The organism is Alistipes finegoldii DSM 17242, from assembly GCF_000265365.1.
GTDB classification, from domain to species: domain Bacteria; phylum Bacteroidota; class Bacteroidia; order Bacteroidales; family Rikenellaceae; genus Alistipes; species Alistipes finegoldii.
This window is the reverse complement of sequence record NC_018011.1, coordinates 3247950-3264095: the sequence shown is the minus strand read 5'-3', so window position 1 is coordinate 3264095 and position 16146 is coordinate 3247950. Positions and strand designations below refer to the sequence as shown.

Sequence of the window (16146 nt, the reverse complement as noted above, 5' to 3'; positions counted from 1 at the left end):
TAATGTTTTAAAGTCATTTCTTCATTACTCCTCCGCCGGACGGTCCGCTTCGGGAGTGGCGTCATTCCCGGTTGCAGCGACCTCTGCGGATTGTACTTCTTCGTCTTCATCGCCCGCTGCCGGTACGGCCATCACCGAAGCAATGGCGTCGCCCTCGCGCAGGTTGATGATACGCACGCCCTGCGTCGCGCGGCCCGCAAGGCGGATCTGCGACACTGCCGTACGTATGGTAAGTCCCGAACGGTTGATAATCATCAGGTCGTTGTCGTCCGTAACGGCCTGAATGGAGATAAGTTTGCCGGTTTTCTCCGTTACATTGATCGTCTTCACACCCTTGCCGCCGCGGTTGGTGATGCGGTATTCGTCCAGATCGGTACGTTTGCCGTAACCGTTCTCACTCAGCACCAGTACGTCCTGCTTCGAATCGGGTTCGACACATATCATGCCGACCACTTCGTCGCTCTCCTCGATCGAGATGCCGCGGACACCCGCACCGACACGTCCGATAGGACGCACCGTGCTCTCGTTGAAGCGGATGGCCTTGCCGTCGCGGGCCGCGATCATCACCTCGGCCTGACCGCTGGTGAGCTTGGCTTCGATCAGCTGGTCGCCCTCGCGGATGACGATGGCGTTCACGCCGTTCTGACGCGGACGCGAGTAGGCTTCGAGCTTGGTCTTCTTGATCGTACCGTCCTTGGTACACATGATGATGAAGTTGTTGTTGACGTACTCCTCGTCGTTCAGACGCTTGACGTTGATGTAGGCGCGGACCTTGTCGTCGGGTTCGATCTGGATGACGTTCTGGATGGCACGGCCCTTCGAAGAGCGGGCGCCTTCCGGAATCTCGTACACCTTGAGCCAGAAGCAGCGGCCCTTCTCCGTGAAGAAGAGCATCGTATTGTGCATCGAGGCCACGTAGATATGTTCGATGAAGTCTTCGTCGCGCGTGGCGCTGCCCTTGGCGCCGACGCCGCCGCGGTTCTGCGTGCGGTACTCGGCAAGCGGCGTACGCTTGATATAGCCCATGTGCGAAATGGTGATGACCATGTCGTCGTCGGCGTAAAAATCTTCGGGGTTGAACTCCTCGGAAGAGTAAACGATCTCCGAGCGGCGTTCGTCGCCGTATTTCTCCTTGATTTCGAGCAGCTCGTCCTTGATGATCTGCATCTGCATGCCGACGTTTTCGAGCACCTCCTTGAGGTAGGCGATCTGCTTGGTAAGTTCGTCGCGCTCGGCGATCAGCTTGCCGTATTCGAGTCCGGTCAGGGCGCGCAGGCGCATCTCGATAATGGCGGAAGCCTGAATGTCGCTCAGGTTGAAGCGCTCGATCATCGTCTGCTTGGCGGCGTCGGGCGTCTGCGACGAACGGATGATGTGCACGATCTCGTCGATGTTGTCCTGCGCGATCAGCAGACCCTGCACGATATGCAGGCGTTCCTCGGCCTTCTTCAGGTCGAAGCGCGCACGGCGCACCACCACGTCGTGGCGGTGATCGACGAAATGCTTGACCAGATCGCGCATCGGCAGCATCTGGGGACGGCCGTTCACCAGCGCGATATTGTTCACTGCAAACGAAGTCTGCAGCGGCGTATTCTTGAAGAGCGTGTTCAGCACGACGCTGGCGACGGCGTCGTGTTTGAGAATGATGATGATGCGAAGGCCGTTGCGGTCCGATTCGTCGTTGATGTAGGAGATGCCCTCGATCTTCTTCTCGTTGATCATGTCGGCGATCTTCTTGATCATCTCGGCCTTGTTGATCATGTAGGGAATCTCGGTGATGACGATGCACTCGCGGCCGCTGGGGGTATGTTCGATATCGGTCTTGGCGCGCATCATAACGCGGCCGCGGCCCGTAAGCATCGCCTCGCGGACACCCTCGTAGCCGTAGATGATACCTCCCGTCGGGAAGTCGGGGCCCTTGATATACTGCAGCATCTCCTCGCCCGTGATTTCGGGATTGTCGATATAGGCGCAACAGGCGTCTACGACCTCGCTCAGGTTGTGCGGGGCCATGTTGGTGGCCATGCCGACGGCGATACCGCTCGCGCCGTTGACGATCAGCAGCGGAATCTTGGTGGGAAGCACCGTGGGTTCGGGAATCGTATCGTCGAAGTTGAGCGTCCAGTCCACGGTCTCCTTGTCGATGTCGGCCATCACCTCGTCGGTGATCTTCTTCATGCGGGCCTCGGTGTAACGCATGGCCGCAGGCGAGTCGCCGTCCATAGAACCGAAGTTACCCTGACCGTCGACCAGCGGATAACGCATCGACCAGTCCTGAGCCAGACGCACCATGGCGTCGTAGACCGACGTATCGCCGTGGGGGTGGAACTTACCGAGCACGTCGCCGACGATACGGGCCGACTTACGGGTGGGCTTATCGGAGTAGAGGTTGAGCTCCGCACTCATATCGTAGAGGATGCGGCGGTGTACGGGCTTCATGCCGTCGCGCACATCGGGAAGCGCGCGCGACACGATGACCGACATCGAATAGTCGATGTACGCCGACTTCATCTGCTCTTCGATATTGATAGGAATGATACGTCCTACCAAACCGGCATTCTTTTCTTCTTCAGTTAGCATCTTGTCTCTTGAAATTACGGTCTTTTAACGAACAAAAATACGATTTATTTCCGATCTGAGCAACTTTAGGGCGATAAATCTGACGCCGGCGCACAAGATTTCCGGACCGGCACCCCGTTTTTGCCCCTTTTCCGCCGATCTGACGGCCTGAAAAAAATCTCCCGACGAGGTGTCGGGAGAAAACGAGCCTGTTTGCAGCCGGGCGAGAGCCGGCGGCCGCGGCCGGGTGGGGGCGCATGCGTTTTCAGACGCAGGGGAAAAGTCGGAAAAAACGATTTCCGGGAAGCACGCTCCGCTTTTTTGCCGTTTCGGGAGGATTTTTTTACCTTTGCGGCTTCGACCCGAATTTTATGACCCGAATCAATACCCCCAAAGAGGTCCTCGCGCTGGCCGGAAGCTCCGCGGCGGACAAACTGCAAAATACGGCCGGCAAGACCCTCATACTCGCATTTCTGGCCGGCGCATACATCGCCATAGGCGGCCTGTTCTCGCTGATGGCGGGATTCGGGTTCCCCGGAGCGGCCGAAGCGCCCGGATTCCAGCGCCTGCTGTCGGGCGCGGTATTCCCGCTGGGACTTATACTGGTGGTATTCACCGGAGCCGAGCTGTTCACGGGCAACAACGCCGTACTGATGCCGGGGGCGCTCGCCCGCCGGTACGGCTGGGGCAAAGTAGCGCGCAACTGGACGCTCGTGTGGATGGGGAATTTAGCAGGGGCGCTCTTCTTCACCTATTTTCTGGTGGTTCTGCCCGGCGTGCTGTCGTCGGAAATGTGGCGGGAAGCGGCCTGCAATATTGCGCAGGCGAAGGTATCGCTGCCGTGGAGCACGGTTTTCCTGCGCGGCGTGGGCGCCAATTGGCTGGTATGTCTGGCCGTATGGCTCGGAATGAGCGCCAACGACGTGCCGGGACGTATGCCGGGGCTGTTTTTCCCGATCATGTGCTTCGTGGTGATCGGCTACGAACACTGCATCGCCAACATGTTCTTCATCCCGCTGGGCATGCTGCTCGGCGCACCGGTATCGGCGGCGGAGCTGTTCGCCGGCAATCTGGTTCCGGCCACGCTCGGCAACATCGTGGGCGGCGGGCTCTTCGTGGGCGGGCTGTACTGGTATCTCAACCGGAAATAAGCGGCAGGAAATTCCTGCGGCAGCAGGGACGCGGCAGTCCGGCGCGCAATCCGGGGCATGAGCCGTCACATACGCACGCCGTTCGTATCCACTAAGTGTATCCACGGAAAGTATCCGCCGGAGTATATCCGCGCAGGCGTATCAGCGGAAGTCGATAAATTCGTAACCTTTGTAGTCCCCTTTGGAGAAGGCTTTGAGCGGCGTGTCGAGCGGGGCAACGCCGAGAACGGCGATGCCGACCTGCTCGCCGTCGTAATCGTAGCGGAGCGATTCGGGGCGCATCGCGGCGGTATCGACCGTAACGAGAATCTCCCCGGCGGGCGAGGCGTCCGCCGAAGTCGGGGTCAGCCGCACGACGGCCCGGCCCTCCGCGTCGCTCACCAGCGAGGGGGCATACTGGGTACCGATGAAGTCGAAGGCATGGGCCGGGTTGCTGAGCAGATTACGGCTTGAAGTATCCACGTCGTCGATGGTCACTTCGCGGCGGCGGTTGTCGATCTCGTAGCGGATTTTGCCGTCGCAGTAGACCTCCGCCTCCCCCACCGCGATATAGTAGTTTTCACCCTCGACGGCATAACGGCCGCGGGTGGTGTATTCGTCCGAGCTGACCTCGAACGCCACTCCGTAAGCGCCCAGCGCACGGAATCCCGCAGCCAGTTTTTCGAGAATCTCAGCGGCCCGTCCGTCGGCAGAAGGCGCAAGGGCGGCAACCGCCGCGGAGGCTGCGGGAGATGCAGCAGCAGCCGGAACGCCGGAACGGAAGAAATCACCTGCGGCCACAGGAACAGCGGATACGGTGGTTTCCGGGAAAACCGCACGAAGACCCGACACGGCAGTTTCGGCAGACACTGAGAAAACAGCGGATGCGGCGGTTTCGGCTGACGCTGTGGAAACAGCAGACGCAACAGCTTCGGCAGACGACGAGACAACAGCAGATGCAATGGTTTCGGCAGACGACGAGACAACAGCAGATGCAATGGTTTCGGCTGACGCTGAGGAAACAGCGGACGCGGCGGCGGTTTCGGTTACGGCGGCGGTTTCGGAAAGCATCCCGCGGGCGGCGGCCGTCCGGGCCGCTGACAGCAGCACTATTGCGAACAAAAGTCGTTTCATGGGCGTAAGCATCAGAATAAACCGAGGTCCTGCAGTTTGGCTTCGAGCGACGGCAGGTCGTGGAACAGAATGTCGCGCGGCTTGGCCCCCTGCTGGCGGCCGACGATGCCGGCACGTTCGAGCTGCGTCATGATGCGACCGGCGCGGTTGAAGCCGACTTCGTAGTTGCGCTGGATCATCGAGGTCGAAATATTGCCGCCCGAAACTGCGTCGCGGGCGATCTCGGCGAAGAGCGAGTCGTATTTCACCGGAGCGGACTCCTCGCTGCCCAGACTGCTGCCGCCGCCGTCCGCATCGGGCGTATAGTCGGGCAGCGGGTAGGCTTCGGTATAGCCCTGCTGGCGGGAGATGTAATCGACGACGCGCTCCACCTCCTTGGTCTCGACCAGCGCACACTGGATACGGGTCAGCTCGCCGTCCTTCGAGAAGAGCATGTCACCGCGGCCGATCAGCTGGTTGGCGCCCGGCTGGTCGATGATCGTGCGCGAGTCGATCATCTGCATCACGCGGAAGGCGATACGGGCCGGGAAGTTGGCCTTGATACCGCCCGTGATGACCTTCACGTCGGGACGCTGCGTGGCGATGATCAGGTGGATGCCGATGGCGCGGGCCTTCTGCGCCAGACGCATCACGGGTCCCTCGACCTCGCGGGCGGTCATGATCAGGTCGGCGAACTCATCGACGACGACGACGATATAAGGCAGGTAGCGGTGGCCGTTATGCGGATTGAGCCGCCGGGAGGTGAACTTCTCGTTGTATTCGGCGATATTGCGCGCCCCGGCCTTCTTACAGAGTTCCAGACGGTTGTCCATCTCCGTACAGAGCGAGTTGAGCGCATAGACCGCCTTGCGGGGATCGGTGATGATCGCATCGTCCTCCGATTCCATCTTGGCGAGGAAATGCCGTTCGATCTTGGCGTAGAGCGAGAATTCGACCATTTTGGGGTCGATCATCACGAACTTCAGCTGCGCGGGGTGTTTGCGGTAGAGCAGCGAGGTGATGATCGCATTGAGTCCCACCGACTTACCCTGACCCGTGGCACCCGCGACCAGCAGGTGCGGCATCTTGGCCAGATCGAAGACGTAGTTTTCGTTCTGGATCGTGCGGCCGATCACCACCGGAAGCTCGGCCTTCGACTCCTGAAAACGCAGCGAACGCACGGCGGAGTACATCGACACCACCTGCTTGTCGCGGTTGGGGACCTCGATGCCGATGGTGCCCTTGCCGGGAATGGGCGCGATGATGCGGATACCCAGCGCCTTAAGGCTCTGGGCTATGTCGTTTTCGAGACTCTGGATCTTCGAAATCTTGACGCCCTGCGCCTGCACGATCTCATAGAGCGTGACCGTGGGACCGACGGTGGCCTTGATGCGCTGGATCGGAATGCCGAAATTCTTGAGCGTCTCCTCGATGCGGGTCTTGTTGTCGAAAATCTCCTCGTCGCTAACCTCCGAATCGGACTGGTAGTCCTCCAGAAGCGTCACGGGCGGCTTGCTGTAGTTCACGAGGTCCTTCAGCGGATCGTAGCTCTCGGTCGTGATCGCCCGCTCGTCGACCATGCGGGCCTCGTTGGCTTCGACCGTAACGACGACGCCTTCGGCACCGGCCGAACCCGCGGAAACAGATGCGTCGGCGGGTGCGGATTCATATTCGGGCGCGGAGCCGGCTCCATGCGCAGGCGCATCTCCGGATGCGGAAACAGCCGCGGCGAGAGATGCGGTGCCGGCGAGAGATGCGGTGCCGGCGAGAGATGCGGTGCCGGAAAGGGATTCGGGAGCGGCTCCGGCGAGGGCAGCCGGAGAAGATGCGCCGGCATCTCCGCCTACGGTAAGTTCGGTGAACGGACCGTCGGAAACGGGCATATTGCGGACCGGAGTTCCGGCGGAAGGTGCGGCCGAGGGTGTCGAGGGACGCTCCAGCTCGACGAGTCCGCCGGGGCCGAGCACCAGCCGCCCTTCGGGACGCGAGAGGTCCACTTCGATAAATTCGCCGTCCTCGTCGGTCCTTACCGCGGATTCCGCTTCGCGGGCGGGTTCCGAGCCGACGGGAGTGCCGTCGGACGAGATTTCGACGAAGGGATCGTCCTCTTCGCCGCGAACGATCTGCGTCGCGGCTGCTTCCGGTTCACGGGCGGGACGTACGATTTCGGGGTCCGGCGTACGTGCGGCGCGCGGCGTTTCAGGCTCCGGCACGCGCACGGCGCGCGGCATTTCGGGTTCGGCGGCACGCTCCGTTCCGGCTGCCCCGGCGGCATCCGGCGCGGCCGGCGTTGCGGCAGCAGAAACGGCCCCGTCGGCCTCCTCGGCGTGGAGGTGTCCCGGAACGACCTTATGCTTGACGATCTCGACGATCCGGCCGCTCTTGTCCACCATGACGTTGCCCGCGCGATTGACCTTGTTGATGAAATTGCGGTTGATGAAGACGCCCGTCAGTATCCAGCAACCCACGAGCAGGATAAGCGTGCCGAAGACGCCGATATGCGTGTGCAGCAGGGCGCCGGTCTCGATGCCGAAAGCGCCGCCCCACCCCGTCGAGCTGCAAAGGCTCCACTTGTCGCCGAAGGCGAAGCCCAGCGTCAGCGAACCGAGGATCATGATCAGGAAGAGCGAGAGAATCGAATGGTTGAACAGCAGCGGACGCTGGCGGATGATCCGCACGCCGACGAGAATGATCATCGTCGGAATCAGGATGCCGAAGACGCCGAACGAATTATCGACCAGCAGGCGTCCCAGCTTCGCGCCCGCCCAGCCGCAGAGGTTCTCCGGCTCGACGCCCAGCGTCAGCCGCTCCTCAGGCGAGAGTTGCAGGCCGCTCTGGTCGGCGGCCCAGCTGAAGAACGAAAACAGCACGGACGACGCGGCGAACACGCCGACGAACAGCAGCAAAAGGCCCGCGATCCAGCGGGCGCTGTCGCTGTTGGAGCGTTCGATGCGCTGACGTCCGTTTTTAGAAGCAGTTGTATTTGTCGTATTTTTAGATGCCATTTCGTGTTACGCTTGATTTTATCAAGCGAAGTTACGCATTTTTTTCGACATTCGGGGTATCAGGGGGAATTTTATTGAATCCCGCGCCCGCTCAGAGCGACTCTGCGGCCTTATGTTCCAGACGCAGGCGGTAGCTTTCGCCGGCGAAGGTGCGGAACGTATAGGACGGGACATGGTCCGGGGCGGCGTGCAGGCCGTACTGGTCGAGCAGCTGGACGACGCGGCGGGCGACGGCGGGCGACGGATCGACGATTTCGACGCCGCGGCCCGCGACGACGCGTTCCAGCACGGGAAGCAGGAAGGGATAGTGCGTGCATCCCAGCACGATCTGGTCGGCGCCGTGTTCCAGCATCACCGCGACGGCGTCGCGGACGGCCTGCTCGGCTTCGGGCGTCGATTCGCGGTCGCTCTCGACCAGTTCGACGAAACCGCGGCCGGGGGCGGTGATGAGTTCGACGCCGCTGCCGTATTTGGCCGCCGTGCGGCGGAAAAGTTCGCCGTCGAGACTCCGCTCGGTGGCCAGCACCCCGACCACCCCGCTGCGGGTATTCAGGCAGGCGGGTTTCACGGCCGGCTCCATGCCCACGATCGGCATCGGGGCGTATTTCTCCCGCAGGAAGTCGATTGCGGCGGCCGTGGCGGTATTGCAGGCCACGACGACCATCTTGCACCCCTGCGCGACGAGGCTGGCAACGGCTTCGTCGGCGAGCCGCCGCACCTCTTCGCGGGGGCGCGATCCGTAGGGGCAGTTTTTGCCGTCGCCCAGATAGACGAGCGATTCGGAGGGCAGCATGCGCCGCACCTCGCGCCAGACGGTCAGTCCGCCCAGCCCCGAATCGTAAACACCTATGGGAGCATCGTTCATTCGTTTCTGTGTATTTGTCACTCCGTCCGCTTCGGGGAAAGCAACCGCCGCGGAGGAAGGTTATTCGTTCTGCATCGTGTGTCGAAGGATCGTTTCGACCACCTCGTCGTCGGACAGCTCGCCGCAATCGACGATCAGCTGCGCCTGCGCGTAAAACGGTTCGCGCACAGCCATGTCACGGCTCATGAACTCGACCAGTTCGGCGTCGTCCAGCCCTCGCAGGCGGGGACGCTTCTGCCGTCCGTAAGGGCTCAGCCGCCGGGCAATCTGCTCCGCCTCGCGGCGCAGGTAGACCGTAAATCCCGCAGCGTTCATGCGGGCCATGTTGTCGCGCCAGACGGGAAGTCCTCCGCCCGTGGAGACCACGGCGGCGGTTCCGGCGAGCGTCTGTTCCAGCACTTCGCGCTCCACCTCGCGGAAACGCTCCTCCCCTTCGTAACGGAAAACATCGGCCACTGAAGCCCCCTCGCGCCGTTCGATCAGCGCGTCGGTGTCGGCGAACTCCGCACCCAGACGGCGTGCGAGCCTGCGTCCGAGGGTGCTCTTGCCGCACCCCATGTAACCGATCAGAAAAAGAGGTTTCATCGCCGGAGGTTAAAACAGATTCAGCTGTTCGGGGTCGATCACCTCGTCGGCATCGCCTTTGGCGCGTTCGATTTCGAACTCCACGCCGCCCGAAGTCGTGCCCGTACGGGGCAGGCCGGCGGACGACGCGGGCGTTTTCTTCGGATCAGAGGTCTTTGCCGCAGGTTTGTCTTTCGCAGCCGGTTTGTCGGCGGCCGCAGGTTTTTCATGCGCGGGCGCGGCCGTATCGCCGCCCGGTCTGCCCGGCGCACCGGGGTTGTCCGCGGCGGAAGAGGCCGGCGCAAAGTCCGGGCCTTCCGTGGCGGAATTCGCACCGGAAGAGACGGCAGAACCAACTCCACCGGAAAGAGCTGCGCCGCGATCAGCCGCATCACCGTTCGAACCGCCCACCGCACGGTTGTCCGCACCGTCGGCCGCACCGTTGCCGGAACCGCCTTGCGCTCCGGCCGAAGCACCGCCGCCGGAGGGCGTATCGTCGGGAGCGTCGTCGTCCGAAGGTTCGGGTTCGGGCGGCAGTTCGGGTTCGATGAAGCGCAGCGCGACGACGTCGTAGGTCGTCAGGCGCTTGCCCTTGGCGCGGTGGCTCTTGACGCCCACGAATTCGTCCACGTCGATCTCGTCCGCAGGGCGCGACGCATGCGCGCCCTTGTAGGTGATTTCGAGCTTGGCGCCCGTACGTTCCGTCACGGCGACCAGATCGGCCTGTCCCTCCTCGTCGAGGAAGAACTGCATCTTGTCGCTCATCTCGGCCGTGAAACGCTTCATATAGTAGTACTGCTGCGAGCGGTCGTAATAGCAGACGCTGTAGATGCGGTCGGCTTCGTAACGGCTCACGCGCACGGTCTCGTCGGGGAAATGCTGGCCGAGGTCGTAACCCGTGATGTAGTACTGGTTCTTGGAGGTCCAGACGATGATCTTGTCGTCGCCCTTGAACTCGCCCAGCAGCGTGCCGCGGCCGTCGGCGTTCAGGCGGCGGACATCCTCGTCGAACCAGACGTTCTGGCCGCCGAGCGTCGAAGTGCCGCGCTCCTTGAGGACGATCTTGTGGATGCCGTAGCGCGAGAAGAGATTGCCCTGACTCTGGCGGCCCTTGATGGCGAGGGTCGAGAAGTCGAGGTCCACGATCACCTTCTTGAGACGCGGACGGGGCTTGAAGTAAATCTTGAGCACCTCGGCCTCACCGTTCGGATTGACAGACATATAGAGGATCTCGCTCTTGGGCGTGCCCTTGGTGATGTCGTACTCCTTGTCGCGCGTGATGGCCTTGATGGCGCAGCGCTTCATCATGATCGGACCGTTCTTGCCGTCGCGGTACAGCACGTTGTAGATCGTGCGCTCGTCGTTGCGCTTGAAGACGCCGATATAATAGATGCCCTTCTCGAAGAAGGCCTTGTCGCTGACCTTGGTGATGACGTAGCGGCCGTCCTTGGTGAAGACGATCACGTCGTCGATGTCCGAGCAGTCGCAGACCAGCTCGGCGTCCTTCATCGACTTGCCGATGCCGAAGAAGCCTTCGGCGCGGTCCACGTAGAGCTTGGCGTTGGTCACGGCGACCTTCGTGGCTTCGATATTGTCGAATTCGCGCAGTTCGGTCCTGCGCTCCCGGCCCTTGCCGTACTTGTCGCGGATACGCTCGTAATAGGCCACGGCATATTCGGTAAGATGGTTCAGATCGTACTGCGTGGACTTGATGTCCTCCTCGATCTGACGGATTTCATTGTCGGCCTTGTCGCTGTCGTAACGCGAAATACGGATGAACTTCAGCTCCGTAAGCCGCTGCACGTCGGAGAGCGTCACCTCGCGGCGGAGCAGTTTCTTGAACGGCTCCAGCCCCTTGTCCACGGCGGCGTAGGCCTCCTCGCGGCTCTTGCTGCCCTCGATGAGCTGGTAGAGCTTGTTCTCGATGAAGATGCGTTCGAGCGACGCGGCGTGCCACGCTTCGTTCAGCTCGCCGAGCCGGATCTCCAGCTCGCGGCCCAGCAGCCATTTGGTATGCTCGGCCGAGCGGCGCAGGATTTCGCTCACGCCCAGAAAATGGGGCTTGTCCTCCCAGATCAGGCAGGCGTTCGGGGCGATCGAGACTTCGCAGTCCGTGAAGGCGTAAAGCGCGTCGATGGTCTTGTCGCTCGACTCGTCGGGCGAGACCTGAATGACGATCTCGACCCGGTCGGCCGTATTGTCATCGACCTTCTTGATCTTGATCTTGCCCTTGTCGTTGGCCTTGATGATCGAATCCTTGATCGACTCGGTGGTCGTGGTATAGGGAATTTCGGTGATGGCCAGCGTACGTTTGTCGATCTTCGAAATCTTGGCGCGGACCTTCACAGCACCGCCGCGAAGACCGTCGTTGTAACGGCTCACGTCGGCCATGCCGCCCGTCGGGAAGTCGGGGTAAAGCTGGAATTCGCGGCCCTGAAGATGGGCGATGCAGGCGTTGATAAGCTCCACGAAGTTGTGGGGCAGGATTTTCGACGCCAGACCTACGGCGATGCCGTCCGAGCCCTGCGCCAGCAGCAGCGGGAACTTGATCGGCAGCGTGACCGGCTCCTCCTTGCGGCCGTCGTAGGTGAGCATCCACTCGGTGGTCTTCTTGTTGAAGACCACTTCGTTGGCGAATTTCGAAAGGCGGGCTTCGATATAACGGCCCGCGGCGGCTTCGTCGCCCGTGAGGATGTTGCCCCAGTTGCCCTGACAGTCGATCAGCAGGTCCTTCTGGCCCAGCTGGACCAGCGCGTCCTTGATCGACGCGTCGCCGTGCGGGTGGTACTGCATGGTCTGGCCCACGATGTTGGCCACCTTGTTGTAGCGGCCGTCGTCCACGACCTTCATGGCGTGGAGGATGCGCCGCTGAACGGGTTTCAGACCGTCTTCGACATGGGGCACGGCGCGTTCGAGGATCACGTACGAAGCGTAATCCAAGAACCAGTTCTTATACATGCCCGTCAGTTTGCGCACGCCCCCCTCGTCCTGCGTCAGCCGGTCGAACTTGCCCGCCTTGCCCTGAGGCCCGGCGGCCGGGGTTTCGTCGGCTGCCTCGTCGGCCGTTTCCGGGGTCGATGCGTCCTCGTTGAGCGGCTCTTCCCGCCCGATGATATCTTTTTCTTCTGCCATATTCCTTTAACTGATTGCAAGGTCCTGCTCGACGATATCCTCCTCGATGCGCAGGTTGTCGATGATGAAGCCCTGCCGCTCGTAGGTGTTCTTGCCCATGTAGAACTCTAGCAGGTCGTGGATCGGGTCGTCCTTGGTGATGCGGACCTTGTCCAGCCGCATCCCCTCGCCGATGAATTCGCGGAACTCGTCGGGCGAAATCTCGCCCAGACCTTTGAATCGCGTGATTTCGGCGTTGGCGCCGCAGCGGGAGACGGCCTTCAGGCGTTCGTCCTCCGAATAGCAGTAGTGCGTCTCCTTCTTGTTGCGCACGCGGAAAAGCGGCGTTTGCAGCACGAACAGATGGCCCTGACGGATCACGTCGGGGAAGAACTGCAGGAAGAAGGTCATCATCAGCAGGCGGATGTGCATGCCGTCGACATCGGCATCGGTGGCAATGATCACCTTGTTGTAGCGGAGGTTATCCATATCCTCCTCGATGTTGAGCGCCGCCTGCAGGAGGTTGAACTCCTCGTTCTCGTAGACGACCTTTTTGGTGAGTCCGTAGCAGTTGAGCGGCTTGCCGCGCAGCGAGAAGACCGCCTGCGTACGCACGTCGCGGCTCTTGGTGATCGAACCCGAAGCCGAATTACCCTCGGTGATGAAGATCATCGACTGTTCGGCCAGCTCATGCTTGTCGGTGCGGTGTATCTTGCAGTCGCGCAGTTTCTTGTTGTTGAGCGACACTTTTTTGGCCGTCTCGCGGGCCTTCTTCTGGATGCCCGAAATCGCCTTGCGCTCCTTTTCGTTCTCGACGATCTTCTTCTGGAGAATCTGCGCCGTCTCGGAGTGCTTGTGCAGGTAGTCGTCGAGGTGCTTGCCCAGAAAGTCCACGACGAAGTTGCGCATCGACACGCCCGGCTCGATCTCCTTCGAACCGAGCTTGATCTTGGTCTGCGACTCGAAGACCGGGTCGGTGACCTTGACCGAAATGGCGGCGATGATCGACGTGCGGATGTCCGAAGGGTCGTAATCCTTGTGGTAGAACTCCTTGACGGTCTTGGCGATGGCCTCGCGGAACGCCGCCTGATGCGTGCCGCCCTGCGAGGTGTACTGGCCGTTGACGAACGAGAAGTAGCTCTCGCCGTAACCCGTGCCGTGGGCGATCGCCACTTCGATGTCGTCGCCCGAAAGGTGGATCGGCGGATAGAGCGGCTCCTCGGTCATGTTTTCGTTCAGCAGGTCCAGCAGGCCGTTTTTCGAGACGTAGCTGCTGCCGTTGAAATTGAACGTCAGACCCAGATTCAGGTAGGTGTAGTTGCGGATCATCTGCTCGACGTATTCGAGGTTGTAGGCGTACTGCCCGAAAACCTCCTCGTCAACGCGGAACGAGATGAAAGTGCCGTTCTTCTCCCTCACGCCGCTCTCCCACGTATCGCTCTGTTCGAGTCCCTGCGCGAAGGTCACCGTGCGGGCTTCGCCGTCGCGGACCGAACGGGCCGTGAATTCGCTCGAAAGCATGTTGACGGCCTTGACGCCGACGCCGTTCAGGCCGACGGTCTTCTTGAAGGCCGAGCCGCCGTACTTGCCGCCGGTGTTCATCTCGCTGACGGCCGCCGCGAGCGACTTGAGGGGAATGCCGCGGCCGTAGTCGCGCACCGAAACCACGTTGTCGGCGATCGAAATGTCGATCTGACGGCCGACGCCCATGATGAACTCGTCCACCGAGTTGTCCACGACCTCCTTGATGAGGACGTAAATGCCGTCGTCGGCCTGCGCGCCGTCGCCCAGCTTGCCGATATACATACCGGGCCGCAGGCGGATGTGCTCCCGCGGCGAGAGGGTGACGATGGCGTCGTCGCCGTAATTGTCGTTCGGATTCGTATTGAGTAAATCTGCCATAGTCTATTTTTTGTTTCGGATCTCGGCGAGGGCCGCGCACATGGCGTCGTGCACCTCCTGCATCAGTTCGTGCGTCTCGGCCGCGGCGACCCGCCCGGCGGAGACGGGGGGCAGCACCCGGATCGTGATCCGGTTGCCCCAGTTGAACAGCGCGTTCTTTTTGATGAGCGTCTTCGTACCGTCGAGCACCACGGGAAGAATCTCCACGCCCGCCTCCTTGGCCAGCGTGAAGGCTCCCGCCTTGAAACGGTGAATCTCGCCGTCCTTGGAGCGCGTACCCTCAGGGAATACGGCCACCGAAGCGCCGCGCGAAATCCATAGTTTGCCGTCGCGGACCATCTGCTCCAGCGCTTCGGAAGCGCGACCGCGGTTGATGCAGATGTCGCCGTGCAGGACGAGGTACTGCCCGAAGAAGGGGGTCTTGAAGACCTCGCGCTTGGAGACCCAGCGGAAATTGAGCGGAATGTAGTAAAGCGTCGGGATGTCGATCACCGTATTGTGGTTCAGCACGATGACGTAACTCTTCTTCCGGTCCACGTACTCCCGGCCGATCACCCGCTGCCGCCACCGGGGAGGCACGGCGAAGAAGATGCGGACCAGAATGCGCGACAGTTCGTGCACCACGCGGCGGCCCTTGTCGAAAGGATAGCACACGACCAGAGCGACGGCCGACAGCACCATGAAAAAGGTGCAGAGGAAGACCAGAAAGATATAGTAAACTGCGCTTATCATAAAATCAGTCTTTAAGGCCCGGCCGCCGCACCCCGCCGCACCCGTCCGGACGCCGTATCGGGCGGAAAACGGCATAGCGGAGCGTTCGGAATAACGTCAGGGGACAATGAGCCATAATAATTCAATCTGCAAATTTAGGAATTATTCGCAGGAATCCTAAATCGGGGAGCAACGATTTTTCAACAAAATATTCACGATGACCGTCGGGCCGGACCTTTTTTTTCGCAGGCCGCCGAAAAAAAATAATGCGAAACAGTTGACCCGTCCCCAAGGTCAGGGTGTATCTTTGCCGCATGAACACTGCGCAGAGTTTATGAAGACAACGAAAATCAAATTCAAAATCGGAGAATTTTCCAAGCTCAACCGGGTTACCGTCAAGACATTGCGGCACTACGAAGAGATCGGACTGCTCGTACCGAGCCAAGTGGACAAGTGGACCGGATACCGTTATTACGACGTATGCCAGCTGGGAAGGATGAACACTATCCGCTACCTCAAGGAGCTGGGATTCACGCTCGAAGAGATCGGAGAGCTGTTCGACGAGGGGCGGACGCGCCCGTCGCCGGAGCTTATCGCGGCCAAAACCGCGGAGTGCCGGGAGACGCTGCTCCGGCTGGAGCGGCGCATGACGGAGCTGGAAAGGCTGGGAAAAGAACTCGCAAAACCGAAGAAAATGGAAAAAGCATTTATCAAAGAGCTGCCGGCGGTCGTCGTCGCCAGCCACCGCCGGGTCGTCAGGGGCTACGACGAACTGTTCGACCTCTGCCCCAATGTCATCGGACCGGAGATGGCGCGGCTGGGTTGCGAATGTTCCGAACCGGGCTACTGCTTCACGATCGACCACACCTGCGAATTCAGGGAACGGGACATCGACATCGAATACTGCGAAGCGGTGACCGAACGGAAAGAGGAGTCGGAGCTGATTGAATTCAAGGAGCTGGAGGCCGTGCCGACGGCCGTGTGCATGTATCACCGCGGAAACTACGACACCCTGCCGCAGACCTTCGCCGAGCTTTACGCATACGTCGAAAAAGAGGGATACAAGCTCGCGGGAAGCCCCCGGTTCAGCTATATCGACGGCATCTGGAACAAGGACAGCGAGGAAGAGTGGCTGACCGAAATTCAGATTCCGGCAGGCAGGTAACCCCGCCGTCCTACCCTTTCG

General features: G+C 61.0%; 10 protein-coding genes. 2 read left to right on the top strand and 8 right to left on the bottom strand.

The features are described from left to right. Positions 1–24: 24 nt before the first annotated feature. Positions 25–2580: a DNA gyrase subunit A gene (gene gyrA / locus ALFI_RS14075; RefSeq protein WP_009596570.1), complete on the bottom strand. Its 2556-nt coding sequence runs from the start codon at positions 2578–2580 to the stop codon at positions 25–27. 350 nt (positions 2581–2930) lie between these two features. Here gyrA and ALFI_RS14070 point away from each other — a divergent pair, with 350 nt between their 5' ends. After that, the gene (locus ALFI_RS14070) at positions 2931–3710 is read left to right on the top strand and encodes a formate/nitrite transporter family protein (RefSeq protein WP_014776298.1); all 780 of its coding nucleotides are present in this window, start codon (positions 2931–2933) and stop codon (positions 3708–3710) included. A 141-nt stretch (positions 3711–3851) separates the two neighbouring features. On the opposite strand, the gene ALFI_RS14065 is transcribed toward ALFI_RS14070, so the two are convergent. From ALFI_RS14065 to ALFI_RS14035, 7 genes are all read right to left on the bottom strand, one after another. After that, on the bottom strand, positions 3852–4490 hold the full coding sequence (locus ALFI_RS14065) for a LolA-like protein (RefSeq protein ID WP_244076533.1): 639 nt from the start codon (positions 4488–4490) through the stop codon (positions 3852–3854). A gap of 344 nt (positions 4491–4834) precedes the next feature. Further along, a complete protein-coding gene (locus tag ALFI_RS14060; protein ID WP_014776296.1) occupies positions 4835–7807 on the bottom strand; it encodes an FtsK/SpoIIIE family DNA translocase in 2973 nt (990 codons plus the stop codon). Between the two features lie 91 nt (positions 7808–7898). Further along, a complete protein-coding gene (gene murI / locus ALFI_RS14055) occupies positions 7899–8672 on the bottom strand; it encodes a glutamate racemase (protein WP_009596574.1) in 774 nt (257 codons plus the stop codon). 60 nt (positions 8673–8732) lie between these two features. After that, positions 8733–9257 carry a shikimate kinase gene (locus tag ALFI_RS14050; protein WP_014776295.1) on the bottom strand — a complete coding sequence of 175 codons (525 nt, stop codon included), beginning with the start codon at positions 9255–9257 and terminating at the stop codon, positions 8733–8735. Between the two features lie 9 nt (positions 9258–9266). After that, entirely contained in the window at positions 9267–12368 is a 3102-nt protein-coding gene (locus ALFI_RS14045; RefSeq protein WP_014776294.1) for a DNA gyrase/topoisomerase IV subunit A, read from the bottom strand. Positions 12369–12374: 6 nt separating this feature from the next. Further along, positions 12375–14249, bottom strand: a complete 1875-nt coding sequence (locus ALFI_RS14040) for a DNA topoisomerase IV subunit B (RefSeq protein WP_009596528.1) — start codon at positions 14247–14249, stop codon at positions 12375–12377. 3 nt (positions 14250–14252) lie between these two features. Further along, the gene (locus ALFI_RS14035; protein WP_195290684.1) at positions 14253–14981 is read right to left on the bottom strand and encodes a lysophospholipid acyltransferase family protein; all 729 of its coding nucleotides are present in this window, start codon (positions 14979–14981) and stop codon (positions 14253–14255) included. Positions 14982–15294: 313 nt separating this feature from the next. Between ALFI_RS14035 and ALFI_RS14030 the strand changes: the two genes are divergently transcribed. Further along, positions 15295–16125, top strand: a complete 831-nt coding sequence (locus tag ALFI_RS14030) for a MerR family transcriptional regulator (protein WP_175282384.1) — start codon at positions 15295–15297, stop codon at positions 16123–16125. Positions 16126–16146: the final 21 nt, after the last annotated feature.

What these genes read in the sequence shown, in the direction of transcription:
- gyrA (WP_009596570.1), bottom strand. Translation starts at nt 2,580, where the DNA reads ATGCTAACTGAAGAAGAAAAGAATGCCGGTTTGGTAGGACGTATCATT.
- murI (WP_009596574.1), bottom strand. Translation starts at nt 8,672, where the DNA reads ATGAACGATGCTCCCATAGGTGTTTACGATTCGGGGCTGGGCGGACTG.
- ALFI_RS14050 (WP_014776295.1), bottom strand. Translation starts at nt 9,257, where the DNA reads ATGAAACCTCTTTTTCTGATCGGTTACATGGGGTGCGGCAAGAGCACC.
- ALFI_RS14045 (WP_014776294.1), bottom strand. Translation starts at nt 12,368, where the DNA reads ATGGCAGAAGAAAAAGATATCATCGGGCGGGAAGAGCCGCTCAACGAG.
- ALFI_RS14035 (WP_195290684.1), bottom strand. Translation starts at nt 14,981, where the DNA reads ATGATAAGCGCAGTTTACTATATCTTTCTGGTCTTCCTCTGCACCTTT.
- ALFI_RS14060 (WP_014776296.1), bottom strand. Translation starts at nt 7,807, where the DNA reads ATGGCATCTAAAAATACGACAAATACAACTGCTTCTAAAAACGGACGT.
- ALFI_RS14030 (WP_175282384.1), top strand. Translation starts at nt 15,295, where the DNA reads ATGAAGACAACGAAAATCAAATTCAAAATCGGAGAATTTTCCAAGCTC.
- ALFI_RS14040 (WP_009596528.1), bottom strand. Translation starts at nt 14,249, where the DNA reads ATGGCAGATTTACTCAATACGAATCCGAACGACAATTACGGCGACGAC.
- ALFI_RS14070 (WP_014776298.1), top strand. Translation starts at nt 2,931, where the DNA reads ATGACCCGAATCAATACCCCCAAAGAGGTCCTCGCGCTGGCCGGAAGC.